The organism is Ferruginibacter sp. SUN106 (genome assembly GCF_050611765.1).
GTDB lineage: Bacteria > Bacteroidota > Bacteroidia > Chitinophagales > Chitinophagaceae > Ferruginibacter.
This window is the reverse complement of sequence record NZ_JBODJC010000001.1, coordinates 801,940-815,535: the sequence shown is the minus strand read 5'-3', so window position 1 is coordinate 815,535 and position 13,596 is coordinate 801,940. Positions and strand designations below refer to the sequence as shown.

Sequence of the window (13,596 nt, the reverse complement as noted above, 5' to 3'; positions counted from 1 at the left end):
TTTGATAAATTTATCAAACGGCATTTTTTTATTGTACCGGAATTGCAGAAAAACTTCCGTCAACAGTAATTCTGTACCTGTTATAAGGATCATTTGGAATAATGCTGAATTCAAGATCCTGTACCGAACCACTTATTTTCTTTGAAGCTGTATCGTAAGCAAAATTTACTGTTCCCCTGGCAGGGAAAAATAAATTTTCCGAAACTGTATTAACAACTTCGTTACGGAGTGTAACACGAATTATTGCCTGGTCTCGTGGAAAACTATAGCTGCCAGCAATTCCCTCTGCTGTAGTTTGTCGGTTAAAAACAAAGCTTAATCCGAATACTGCCAGTGTATGTGTTGTACCAGCTGCTCCAAGATTTACCAAAAATTTATTGGTGCCGCCATCATTTGTCAGCTGACCATAAGAAGTGGTATTAAAAGCTCCACTTCGGTCTCTTTTGGTTTCCATGCTGCCATCTTTGTAAAATGTTGTAGCAGCTAAATTTACTTGTGCCCCATCTGCAGAGGTCTTATTTTTTTTACACGATACTAACGCAATTGTAACGGCAGACAAAAACAAAATACTTTTTTTCATTTTTTTTTCTACAAAATTCCGTCGCTTAAAAAAATGAGATTGTCAAAATGATGACAAGTGCTTATACAGATAAGTTAAAATTTTATAAAAGACAGCCTTACAACTGTATCTTAAAACTTCCAAAAATTCCAAAACGATTTGCCTTAATCACAGGTAATGGGTGGGGGGATAGTCTCCATACTAAGTCGAGACGTAATACTTTAAATATATTGTCGATGCCGGTACCGGCTTCTAAGTATAATTTATTGTCTAATGCAGTAAAACTATGTTCTGGTGTATAGTTTAATAATTTATTATCATTACCAAGGTTTCCGGTTACACCTTTAATATTCCAGAACTGACGGAACTTTAATTTACGTGTTAATGGGATAAAACGAAATATTCCATTGCCTACATTGTGCTCCAGTGAAAAACCAGCATACCTGTCACTAACATATTCGTACCTGTTCATCAGGTTAAAAGCATATTTATTGAAATAATAAGTTTCATTGCCGGGATGTACCTCCAGCAATGGATAAGGTAGTGTGCCGAATACTTTTCCGGCAAACACGTTATAACTTAACTTACCCAATGGCGCCACTGAAATTTGCTGACTTAAGCTTCCTGAAATTTTCTGGTAATTGTAACTGCTGTTAAGAATTCCTTTAATGCCTGCAGTAAATTCCACCTCTCCAACAGGATATGGACTTCCTAAGCTGTAACGGAAAAAATTAGTGCTGTAAAATTTTTCAATGTAAGCAAAACGAAATTTCACTGAAGCTTCTGTTGTGGTTAATGGATCTCCTGAGGTGACAGGAAAAAATGTTTTACCAGGTATATTTTTTAAAGGATCGTAAGATTTATGCAGCAGACCAAACGTTGTTGAAAGGCCGATCTTTGTGTCTCTTACGTATTCCAATTTCAACTGAGATAGGTTAATGAATTTTATAGGAATGCCGTTCTTACGTACTGCAACTGCCAATACATTGTCAGCAGGAATATCGGTGTTGTAATGTTGCGTACGGTCGAGATCATTTAGATATGAAAAATGCAATGTCTGCCATGGATTCTTTTTTAATAACCACAACACCTCCCCCATTCCCTTAAATTTCTGATCCCCGGATCCATATGCAAGATAGCCGTGCAGCCATATTTTTTTACTGAACTTTATGTTGGTACCTAAATCAAAGCGCAACCTCGTACCTTCCCACGCATTGCCACTGATCCACGTAAACCATGGACCAATTTGAAATTTACCGGTATTTTTATACCCGGTGGTTAAAAAATATAAAGCGCTGTAATACTTTTTGTAAGCAGGCGAATGTTGCAATGAATCTATCATCACATAAATTCCATTTTCAGTTTTGGTTAATGGTTCTGTACGTGCACTATCCCAATTGATATTTTTATCACGGACAGATTCCGGCACTTCTACCTCTTCTACTACTTTGTTTTTTGCTATCACAGGTGCAACAGCATTGGTGTTTACGATCACTTTATCATATGTAGTTGTTTTTCGTGCAATGAAGCCTGTGTTTTTACTACCAATTGGATTGAGATTTACAATAAATTTGTCCTTACTTAAAAACCAGGTGCTGTCGTTAATCATTTTAAACTCCTGCACTAAACTTAATTTATCTACATAATTAATATTGGCTTCTTTATTGATATGCAGAATAACTTTTTGTACAGCAAACGTAGTATCATGTATCCAGCAATCGCCACTAAAGGTATTTTCTCCGGCATGTTTGGGTATAAAAATGAGGTGCAATAATTTTCTTCCGGCCACTCTTTGTGTATCTGCCAGGCGGTAATCGTAATAATTATCGCCATTGTCACTAATGGGACTGATAAATTCTTTATCAAACACCGGGATATAATTGGCGTAGATGATAATGTTCTGGTAAAGGCCACCAAGGTATTTGGTAATACTTTCATTTTTAATACCGCTTACTTTATTGGCCAGGATGATTTCTCTTGTGCGATGTGGATTCTTCTGGAAATAATAATCGGACAATGTTTCTGAAAAAAATGTAGGCAGAATAGGTTTTTCCTCTGAGACCGTGTCAATATTATTGGCAATAAAGCCGAACGGTTTTAGTAACCTGCTCTTTTCAATTTTTTGTTTGTTTACATTATTGATGTCTAACTCTAATTTATTGTAAACCCTGTAAGTAAAATTATCATTTTTGAAAATATTGTTGCTGTCTTTATGAGCTACTACTTTTTTCCACAGGTACCAGCCTCTGCTGTGTTTTTGCTTTGATTTAATAACCACTTCGGCACTGGCATTGCCGGCTTCAAGAGCGGCTAAAATATCAACCGTGTCTTTATCTTTTGGAATAATAATAGAGAAAGGTTTATAACTGATGCTGGTAATAAGCAATGTATCAGAAGGCCATTTGCTTAGCCTGAATATAAAGGCACCGGAAGAATCAGTGGTTTTACCAACGCCTGTATTTTTAAACTGTACGCTGGCAAAAGGCAAAAACTCATCGGAGTGTCCGTCTTTTACAAATCCTTTAATCACTTTTGTTTGAGCAGAAAGTGTATTGATCACGATAACAGAAAGTAAAAGCGTTAAAATTCGTTTGTTCATTGTTCTATTTTCTGTTAGTTAAAGTTTGCCTTAATACTATCAGCCCATCGCTATCCAGTATATCCACATTACAAAGCTTAAAGCCAATGCCGTCCAGGGACTAAAAAAAGCAACAATCATAATTATACTATTGCAGATTAAACCAAGATTTTCGTTTTTTGTAAAGGCCTTTATTTCCGGTTCCGTTATTTCCTGTACCAATAAACTTCTTTTAGTTGACGCAGCAAACCAAAGCAAACGAAAGGCAAGGCTTATGAGAACAAAATAACCGGTATAGAAAATTACAGCAGTTTTAAAAGCCCCTGTTAATAAAAACAGGCCCAATGTTTTTGTAGGAAAAGGAACCAATGCCACCAACATCAGCAGCACCCCGTTGCTTATCATAACAAAGCTGTTGGTGGTATTTATTTTTTTAAAAAGGCTGTGGTGCCCAATCCATGCCAGCAGCACATTAATAAAACTGATCACGTACGCTAATAAAATTGGCCACTTATGCAACAGGGCTATTGCAAGACTTTCATTTGTCATTCCCTCCTCTACTTCAATTCCAATTTCGATCGACAATAGTGTAACTGCAATACAAAAAATACCATCGCTGAAAGTTTCAATGCGTATGGTTTCTTTTTGCTGCTGTATGCCGGAGGAAGTATTCATCAGTATCAGGTAAAGAGAATATTTGGCAATTCAAGATGGTGTACTGTACTCTGTAGTTTTGTTTCGTTATTGTTATGCTGTGCTTTAATCAATTTTACATAGTTATTGTTATCGCTGAACATTTTCTTTGCATCAGTAAAGCGCATATAAGGTATTTGCAGTTGCCGGTGATTGATGCGGCTGATCTTAGCCAGTATTTTCCAATGCCTGATGATTTCCTTCCAGGCATAAATAACAGAATGTTTCGGATCGTACATATGCGTGGGTTCACTACCGGCACCATTTAATTCAATGATAGAAATATTTTTTCCCTGTTCCAGTTCTTCCCAGGTGTTATACCTAAGGTCCATACGCCCAAAATAAAAGCCATTCACCTGTTTGCAAATAGTATCAATGGTGTTTTCTAATTTTTTATTAATAAGATGACTGGCATCAATAAACTTTGCGCCTCTTGCATGATTGCCATAAGGTACTAATACTTCAATTGCTCCTTCAGGCAATACCTGCTGCAATAAATTGCTGTTAGTTGCTTTAAGAAAAGGTATTTGCAAAATATAGCGTTGATCCCTTTGTAATAATTCTTCAACAGTAGCAATACCATCCCCGGTCACAGATAAAAACTCTTTGCTTACAATACCTGAAATATGCCCCTTTGTTTCTCCCGGATAGCGGTAATAAAATATACCCACTTCATTTTCCAAATGAATAAATTCCTGTATTAAAAAATCAACCTGTAAAGATTTTGCATAAGCAATAACATCAGCTTCGTTCTCTAATTTTTTAACTGCGATGCCCTGCATGCCAATATCGGGTTTGCCAATTAAAGGGTATGTAAAATTATTTTGTGCTACCTGCTCTATAATTCCGGTGGTACTGTTATCATTTTTAAATAATAAGGTACGGGGATAATAACCAGATGGTAACAAATCGTAAATCTCTTTTTTTGATTCCATCAAAAAACCTCCGTTTTTTATAGTGGGATTGGCGGCATTAAAAAAGAAAAAGCTTTTGTTGCGAATACCCAACAGTACCCAATAAAAATATATGGGACTGTATACAACAGCAAATGGCCAGTATTCCCAGTTAAATAGTTTTATAAAAAAAGGAACTTGCAATATTTTCTTTATCATGCTCATGCTGTTTGTTATGCTACTTTTTGTAAATGACCAAAGGCGAATTGCTGTATTGTGGCAGAATTGTTTTTCAAGTCAATGTATTGCATTTTACCTGAGTATTTTTCTAGTTCGATACCGGTAACACTTACGGTGAGCATTTTTCCATCACGGTTCATCATCAGGTCATTTTTAATATCACCATCCCCTGTAAATTGATGAAACTGTAAAATATCTTCCTGTGTTGGGTTGGGATTTTTATTTAGCCATTGGATAAACCAGCTTTCTCTTTTTGCTACTACTTCCTCTTCATACAGTGTTGATGAACTCCAGATATACGGCCTGTAGTTTTTTAATTGTTTACAGTGTTTTTGTTGTCCATCCCAGCGGCACTCAAACAAGCCGTTGTTTTCAAAAATGATAATAGTAAACGGTTCTATATTGTGGAGATTGATTTTGGTAAAGGCAAAACAAGGCCTTGCTGCACCAATGATATCCAGGAAAATTATTCCCCTGCTTAAACGATAAGGCGGCTGAGAAATATGTTTTGTAAAAGCTCCATTTAATAAAACTGCGGCGTTGCCGTTCTGGCTTATACTAATCCAGCTACCACCAGCCTCTGCATCTTTGGGATATACCAGGCCGCTTCCGTTTCCCCAATATACAGCAGGCGGCAGTGCCGCTTTACGCAACACTTTCTCATCTCTGTTGGAAGTGAGATAAAATTTATCTTTCGTTGGTATAAAACTTACTGTGCACATGCCTGTCGGTATTTAATTGTGGATGCTGCTACACCAAAACCTGCAGGCAATTCAATATTTGACACTTCTGTGATCCCTACTCTTATCAATGCCATATGATGCACTGTATGCTCAAGATTGTAAGCTATTTCACGATAATAATTAGTTGCAATCGAAATACAATTTTCAGATTGATCATCAAAGCTTGCTTCCAGCATCAGATCTTTATTTGTTTTATCCAGCGTGAGGTAAATCGATTTTAAAAGTGAATTAGCGAAATTTTTATCTGTTTCAATTGCGTAATCTCTTTTTCTTTTCTCGTAGTTCACAATACCTGTATTGTAACCATTATCCAGGCAAATAAACAGCTCAATAATATGCCTTACATGCTGGCCAATAGTAGCACCAAATAAAATTTTACTCGGCTTGCAGTATTGCTCGCAGGTTAATTGTTCCAGCGATTCGCTGATCTGTACAAATACGTTTTGAATAGACTGTTGCAGTTGCATATAGTTGGCTTAATTAAATTTCAGGATTGACTTTGTTGTTGCCACCAGCTGCTGCCGGAAAATAACCAGCAGTATTGCTGACGACACCAAAACAATTAGTGCATATACAAATAATTGCCCGCCATCGTTTTTTACAACCACACCTAATTTTGTAAGGTGGAAAAAAATTGCTCCGGCCATTAATCCAATAGCGAGCAAAGCACCGTAAGGTGTTGTTTTAGGAAAAAGAATCAGAATAGCGGCTATCAATTCCATGATGCCAATACCAATTCTGCCCCATGGCTCCATACCAATTTGTGTAAAAATATATACCGATTCTTCCGCAGCAGTAAATTTGAAGAATAGCGTTTGCAATAAAATAATGGCAGCCAGTAAACGCAGTATCCAGGTGCCGATAGTTGAAAATGTCATGACGGTTATTATAAAATTTGTTTAGTGAAATATTTTTATCCAGTTAGCATCGGCATTTTTCTTCAGGTTAGCCTCATCTTTATTCCAGTCTTTAAGGGTATTGTTAAAAAACTTGTTATAAAAAAGATAGAGTTTACCCCCAACAATCTTATAGGTCTCCGGGTCGATACTTACTTTTTCGCCCTTAGCCCCCATAGCATAGGCACACCAGCCACCATACTCCGGCAAATATTTAGATGGGTTTGCTTTAAATAATTCTTTGTTACCTGCAGAAGAAAAATAGTAAGTAGCACCCTGGTGGTATACTGCAAGGTCTTTGCTTCCCTTTACCGCTTTGTTAGCAATAAAATAAGCAACGGGGTCGTAACCCTTTATTGCTATACCATCATCAAGATTAAAATGCTTTTTGTTGAGCGCAGTTGCATCCTGGGCAAAACTGCTGATAGTGGTAGAAATTAAAAAGGCTGTAAAAAACAAAATTGATTTCATGTAATTGATTTTTTATAACACAAATGTAGACGGCAGTGTCCCGGACCTCTGTCGGGTACATGACAGAAAAACAAAAAGGTTGAAGACAAGAAAAATATACAATGCCTACAGAAATATACTACCTGCTTAAAATAGTTTAATCCGGATTGACTGGTGAAAACGGTATTGGGAATCCATTCCCAATATGTTGTGACATTCCCAATATGTTGTGAAAAAAGAAGAGCGTAAATCCTCTTGTTACGTTTTATTAAAATCAACAAAACCCTTTACAGTAAAGGGTTTCAGAAGCGTAAAAAGGCTCAGATAAAACGTGGCATCCCGTTTGGCTATAACAATTGTGCCAAATAAAAAAGCAATATGAAATTAGTAGCAGATAAAAAAGGATTTACAGAAAAGATATTAAATGAACAGGGAATACAGGTAGTTAAGTTTTATGCAGATTGGAGCGGCCCCTGCCAGATGATGGCTCCGATTTATAAAGAGTTGTCGATGAATTATAGTAGTAGTGTCGGCTTTTTTACAGTTGATGTGGAAGAATCACCCATGCTGAAAAAAGAGTTAGGTGTTATAGAATTGCCAACAATACTATTTTATAAAAACGGAATTGTAATAGATTTTGTAAATGGGATGATATCAAAAAATGCACTGATTGCAAAAATAGAAAACGCCATTAATCAAAAAAGCTAACTATAATTTATTTAACCAAACTTAAAATATCAAGCCATGCACACAGAAATTAAGTTTTTGTATCTGAAGCAACACGAAATTACTACCGGTTTAACTGACACACAGATTTTGGAGATGACTGAAAATGTAAAAGTTAAAAATGTAAATAAGGGAGAAAGTATTTACATGGAAGATGGCTTTGAAAGCAGGGTTTATCTTTTAGTAAAAGGAAAAATTAAAATCTCCGAAATTGACGACTGCGGTGATGAACTGATAAAAGAAGTTTTAACTGCTACTGATATCTTTGGAGATGTGGCATTAAACGGAGGAATTTCTGATGATGAGTTTGCCGAATCATTTACAGATAATACAGTGATCTGTTCATACCGGTCGGCAGATTTTAAAATGCTTATGCAATCTAACCCTGTCCTTGCCATGAATTTTATGCAACATATCAGTGCCAAATATCGTAGGTTAGAAAGCCGCCATTCCAACCTTGTATTTAAGGATGCTAAAAGCCGCTTGATAAGTTTTTTTAAAGACTGGGCTAACCGTGAAGGCAGCAGGGATGGAGATAAAATAAAACTGAACAATTATTTAACACATAACGATATTGCGGGTATTATTTCCACATCCCGCCAGAGTGTTACTACCTTACTAAATGAACTAAAAGACACCGGTCTGCTGTATTACAACCGGAAACATATTGAAATTAACAGTCGCTACCTGGTAAATTGATTTTTATTGTAAACTGCTTTACAAATGATGTTTAACACGGTTGCTATTTTTACGCTGTAATTTTTAAACAGTAATCTCCAACTATAAGTTTTAGTAAGTTAATATTTTATGCCTTCAATAAGTTTTTGTTTTAGGGTACATCAGCCTTATCGATTGAAACAATATGAATTTAAAGATATCGATGTATTGCATTGTTATGATGACGAGGATGCTAACATAGCAGCAATAAACAAAGTTGCTGATGAATGTTATTTGCCGGCGAATAAGATTATTCTTAACCAGATAGAAGCAACCGGCGGAAAATTTAAGGTAGCATTTTCTATTAGCGGAACTGTACTGGAGTTATTACAATTGTATCGTAAAGATGTAATTGATTCTTTTAAAGAATTGATAAAGACCGGCTGTGTGGAAATACTCGCCGAAACTTATAATAATTCTTTAAGCTGGCTGCATTCAAAAAAAGAATTTGCATTGCAGGTTGAAAAACACAGTTTGCTGATCAGAGAATTATTTGACACAGCACCAGTAGTTTTCAGAAATACCGAATTGATCTATAATAATGAACTGGTGCAGTTTATTGCAGCGGCCGGTTACAAAGGCATCCTCTGCGAAGGTTTGTCGAGAATATTAAATGGAAGAACAGCTAATCAAACCTATGCTTGCCCCGGCAATAATGATTTTGGCGTACTGCTGCGCAACATGGAGTTATCAGATGACATTGCCTTTCGCTTTGGAGCAACCGGCTGGAGTCAGCATCCGTTAACGGCACAAAAATTTGCCGACTGGATTCATGCACATACTTCTGCAGATACCTGCAACATCAATTTATTTTTCGATTATGAAACATTCGGAATTCATAAAAAAGTAGACACGGGTATTTTTGAATTTTTACAACATTTACCTGCTGAGATCCTTACCAACCCGGAGTTTTATTTTAAAACACCCACAGAAGCGTTAGCACATTGCTATCCAAAAGATGTTTATGATGTGCCGGAAACAATATCATGGGAAGATAAGAATAACGACTGCTGTTTGTGGGGAGAAAATGTAATGCAACATAATACGATCAGGAAAATTTACAGCCTGGAAAATATGGTATTAAAAAGTGGTGATGAAAAAATAACTGCTACCTGGAGAAAATTACAGACCGTGGATTATTTTTATTTTATGTCGGCCCATCAGCGATGTGAAGGAGATGCCTATCATTTATTGAATCCTTTCTGTAGTGCCAGGGATGCATTTAAAACCTACAGTAATATTCTAACAGACTTTGAAATTTCGATGATCAAATCGTGTTTACAAGACAACCCTCACAAATTTTCCAATTCAGCACATTCGGTTCTTTATTAAATAACTCTTATTATAAAAACATGCAAAAAAAATTACAAGGCCAGGTAGCCATAATTACAGGAGCAAGCAGTGGCATAGGCGCAGGCTGTGCTAAGGAAATGGCTGATGCCGGCGCCACAGTGGTGGTAAACTATCCAATAATTCAGGGTAAAGCAATGGCAGAAACTGTAGTAGCAGAAATTATTGAAGCAGGCGGCAAAGCTGTTTCTTACAAATGCGACGTAAGCAGGGAAGACGAAGTACTGTTGATGTTTGCAGATGTAATACAACAATTTGGAACTGTAGATATTTTAGTGAACAATGCCGGTTTACAAAAAGACGCTCCTTTTACAGAAATGACTTTAGAACAATGGAATTATGTGTTAGGCGTAAATCTCACCGGGCAATTCTTATGTGCACGTGAAGCAATCAAAGAATTTCTGCGTCGTGGTGTAAATGGTAAATCAAAAAGTGCAGGTAAGATTATTTGTATGAGTAGTGTGCATGAAGTTATTCCATGGGCGGGCCACGCTAACTATGCGGCCAGCAAAGGTGGTGTTATGCTGATGATGAAAACCATCGCACAGGAGTTTGCACCCAAAATGATTCGTATCAACAGTATCGCTCCGGGTGCAATTGCTACGCCCATTAATCATGACGCATGGGATACACAAGCCCATCTGCAGGAGTTATTGAAATTAATTCCGCAAAAGCGTGTAGGCAAGCCCGATGATATTGGTAAAGCAGCAGTATGGTTAGCCAGTGATGATAGTGATTATGTAAATGGAACCACCTTATTTGTGGATGGGGGTATGACATTGTATCCTGGGTTTGAGGACAATGGATAGAAGCGGAGGAACCTCACCTATCCTCTCCTGCAGGAGAGGGAAATGGAGGAGAACTTAGCGAGGATTGACAAGACGACTGTGTTTTAGCTCCATGGGAGCGGTATTTTGGTAGCACAAAAATGAAGTGTTGTTTTAAAAGCCCCATCGGGGCAGCATTTTAAAGCAAAACACAATTAAGGCTCAATAAAGAAATATAGTTGAAGAGTGTCCCGAATGCTTTCGAGATAAACTCTGCCAATGAAGTTGAACAAAGAAATTTAGTTCGGCCCCAAAAATAAAAACATCAACAAATGAACGCTGAAGAAAAACGATTATTTGACCCTTTATGGAAAAAATGGGGGCCTTATTTAAGCGAACGTCAATGGGGTACTGTACGTGAAGATTATAGTGAACATGGTGAAGCCTGGGATTTTTTTCCCCACGACCATGCCAGGAGCAAAGTGTATCGCTGGGGCGAAGATGGTATTGCCGGTATAAGCGATGATATGCAACGCATTTGTTTTGCCATTGCGTTATGGAACGGCAAAGATCCTATTCTTAAAGAACGTTTGTTTGGCTTAACCGGCAGCGAGGGTAACCATGGCGAAGATGTAAAAGAATTATATTATTATTTAGATAATACACCATCGCATTCTTATATGAAACATCTGTACAAGTATCCGCATGCGGAATATCCTTATGCTGATCTTGTAAATATTAATCGCAACCGGAATAAATACGAGAAAGAATTTGAGTTACTGGATACAAATTTATTTAATGAGGGAAAATACTTTGATGTAGTTACGGAATATGCAAAAGATAATGCAGAGGACCTGTGTATAAAAATCACCATTCACAATCGTGGAAATGAAACCGCCTATATCGCTCTGCTTCCCACATTGTGGTTTCGCAATTTATGGAACTTTGGTTTGATGGATACAAAACCAACGCTCCGTTTGCAGGAAGAAGAAAAGAACTATGGAACAATAAAAGTTGAACATCCTACCCCCGGAGACTATCATTTTTATTTTGACAATCCTGTTCGTACCCTGTTTACCGAAAACGAAACCAATACAGCACGTTTGTATGGACAACCTAATCCGTCACCTTTTGTAAAAGATACTTTTCACACAGCTGTTACAGAAAATAATTTTGAATGGCTGTCAGAAAAAAAAGACGGAACAAAGTGTGCTCCTATGTATGAATTTAATATTGTAGCACAATCTTCCGTTACAGTTAAACTTCGTTTAAGTAAACAACCGCATCAACAAAATCCTTTTGATAAAAACTTTGACGCAGTATTTACAAACAGAATTAAAGAGGCGGACGATTTTTATGCTGTAATAACTACAGCAAAAGACAAAGACCTTATCAATATTCAGCGACAGGCATTTGCTGGTATGTTGTGGAGCAAACAATATTTTAATATTGATATTCCCCGCTGGTTAAATGGCGATCCCGGTCAGCCTGTGCCACCGGAAACAAGAAAGAAAGGCCGTAACCATGATTGGCCAACTTTAAATAATGAAGATATTATTTCAATGCCGGACAAATGGGAATACCCCTGGTATGCTGCATGGGATTTAGCTTTTCATTGTGTGCCTTTATCTATGATTGATGCCGGTTTTGCAAAGAGCCAGCTAATATTATTTTTAAGAGAATGGTACATGCACCCCAATGGACAGTTGCCTGCATACGAATGGGCATTCGGCGATGTTAATCCACCCGTGCATGCATGGAGTTGCATGCAGGTATACAAGATCGATAAAGCAAAAACCGGGCAAGGAGATATAAAATTTTTAAAAAGAGTATTCAAAAAATTACTTTTAAATTTTACCTGGTGGGTAAATCGTAAAGATCATAAAGGTAATAATGTTTTTGAAGGCGGATTTTTAGGATTGGATAATATTGGCGTGTTCGACAGAAGCAGTGCAATACCTGGTGGTGGTGTTTTAGAACAGGCAGATGGTACCAGCTGGATGGCGATGTATTGTTTGAATATGTTAGAAATGAGTTTGGAGATTGCACAGTATGACGATAGCTACGAAGATGTGACTACAAAATTCTTTGAGCACTTTACTTATATCGCCGAATCATTAAACCGCATGGGTGCAGATTGGACAGGCAGTTGGGATGATGAAGACGGGTTTTTCTATGATGTGTTATCATTGCCCGACGGAAGATACATTCCGGTAAAAGTACGCAGCCTTGTAGGGTTAAGCACCTTGTTTGCAGTATTGGTATTGAAGAAGGAGACTTTAAAAAAGTTACCCGATTTTTATAATCGTTTAAAATGGTTTCAGCAATACAGGGAAAAAAATAATGACTACTTAGTTATAGAAGAACTAAACGAACATGACGATATCTTACTTTCACTGGTGCCAAGGAAAAAATTAGAACGCCTGGTAAAAGCGCTGCTGGATGAAAAGGAATTTTTATCACAGGGAGGCATACGTTCTATTTCAAAAATACATGAGCACGGGTATTCGGTGAATATAGATGGACAGGAATTTGGCCTGGATTACCAACCTGCAGAAGGTACCAGTGCATTATTTGGCGGCAATAGTAACTGGCGTGGCCCTGTATGGATGCCGATGAATTATTTACTGATAAATGCGTTGCAGCAATATTGCGAATACTATAAGGACGATACTAAAGTGGAATTTCCAACGGGATCCGGCAATGAGATCTTATTAAGTGAGGTATCCAATGAAATAGCGAAAAGATTAGTATCTACATTTCAATTGAGTGATAACGGACACCGGCCGGTGAATGATAACTACGCAATTTATCAGGATGAACACTTCAGGGATTTAATTTTATTCTATGAATATTTTCATGGTGATACTGCAAGAGGTGTAGGTGCTTCACATCAAACCGGCTGGACTGGTGTGGTTGCAGAATTGATCAACAGGATAAGTTAACCTTCAAAACAACCAGTGAAATCGAATAAGGAAGAAATA

General features: G+C 37.3%; 13 protein-coding genes. 5 read left to right on the top strand and 8 right to left on the bottom strand.

The annotated features are described in order from the left end of the window. Positions 1–28: 28 nt before the first annotated feature. From ACQ334_RS03360 to ACQ334_RS03325, 8 genes are all read right to left on the bottom strand, one after another. A complete protein-coding gene (locus ACQ334_RS03360) occupies positions 29–580 on the bottom strand; it encodes a hypothetical protein (protein ID WP_430986753.1) in 552 nt (183 codons plus the stop codon). A gap of 97 nt (positions 581–677) precedes the next feature. Beyond that, entirely contained in the window at positions 678–3,158 is a 2,481-nt protein-coding gene (locus ACQ334_RS03355) for a DUF5686 family protein (protein WP_430986752.1), read from the bottom strand. A gap of 39 nt (positions 3,159–3,197) precedes the next feature. Continuing rightward, the gene (locus ACQ334_RS03350) at positions 3,198–3,812 is read right to left on the bottom strand and encodes a TMEM175 family protein (RefSeq protein WP_430986751.1); all 615 of its coding nucleotides are present in this window, start codon (positions 3,810–3,812) and stop codon (positions 3,198–3,200) included. Between the two features lie 5 nt (positions 3,813–3,817). Then, positions 3,818–4,942, bottom strand: coding sequence for a hypothetical protein (locus ACQ334_RS03345; protein ID WP_430986750.1), 1,125 nt, complete (start codon positions 4,940–4,942; stop codon positions 3,818–3,820). A 14-nt stretch (positions 4,943–4,956) separates the two neighbouring features. Next, on the bottom strand, positions 4,957–5,685 hold the full coding sequence (locus ACQ334_RS03340; protein ID WP_430986749.1) for an NRDE family protein: 729 nt from the start codon (positions 5,683–5,685) through the stop codon (positions 4,957–4,959). Beyond that, the gene (locus ACQ334_RS03335; RefSeq protein WP_430986748.1) at positions 5,673–6,173 is read right to left on the bottom strand and encodes a hypothetical protein; all 501 of its coding nucleotides are present in this window, start codon (positions 6,171–6,173) and stop codon (positions 5,673–5,675) included. Before ACQ334_RS03335 ends, ACQ334_RS03340 begins: the two co-directional genes overlap by 13 nt. A gap of 9 nt (positions 6,174–6,182) precedes the next feature. After that, a complete protein-coding gene (locus ACQ334_RS03330) occupies positions 6,183–6,584 on the bottom strand; it encodes a DoxX family protein (protein WP_430986747.1) in 402 nt (133 codons plus the stop codon). A 21-nt stretch (positions 6,585–6,605) separates the two neighbouring features. After that, positions 6,606–7,073 (bottom strand): YHS domain-containing (seleno)protein, encoded by a 468-nt coding sequence (locus tag ACQ334_RS03325; RefSeq protein WP_430986746.1) that lies wholly within the window; start codon positions 7,071–7,073, stop codon positions 6,606–6,608. A gap of 357 nt (positions 7,074–7,430) precedes the next feature. Here ACQ334_RS03325 and ACQ334_RS03320 point away from each other — a divergent pair, with 357 nt between their 5' ends. From ACQ334_RS03320 to ACQ334_RS03300, 5 genes are all read left to right on the top strand, one after another. Continuing rightward, positions 7,431–7,760: a thioredoxin family protein gene (locus ACQ334_RS03320; protein WP_430986745.1), complete on the top strand. Its 330-nt coding sequence runs from the start codon at positions 7,431–7,433 to the stop codon at positions 7,758–7,760. Positions 7,761–7,796: 36 nt separating this feature from the next. Then, on the top strand, positions 7,797–8,477 hold the full coding sequence (locus ACQ334_RS03315; RefSeq protein ID WP_430986744.1) for a Crp/Fnr family transcriptional regulator: 681 nt from the start codon (positions 7,797–7,799) through the stop codon (positions 8,475–8,477). A gap of 108 nt (positions 8,478–8,585) precedes the next feature. Further along, on the top strand, positions 8,586–9,827 hold the full coding sequence (locus ACQ334_RS03310; RefSeq protein WP_430986743.1) for a glycoside hydrolase family 57 protein: 1,242 nt from the start codon (positions 8,586–8,588) through the stop codon (positions 9,825–9,827). A 20-nt stretch (positions 9,828–9,847) separates the two neighbouring features. Next, positions 9,848–10,654, top strand: a complete 807-nt coding sequence (locus ACQ334_RS03305) for an SDR family oxidoreductase (RefSeq protein WP_430986742.1) — start codon at positions 9,848–9,850, stop codon at positions 10,652–10,654. Positions 10,655–10,944: 290 nt separating this feature from the next. Then, a complete protein-coding gene (locus ACQ334_RS03300) occupies positions 10,945–13,557 on the top strand; it encodes an MGH1-like glycoside hydrolase domain-containing protein (RefSeq protein ID WP_430986741.1) in 2,613 nt (870 codons plus the stop codon). Positions 13,558–13,596 lie beyond the last annotated feature (39 nt).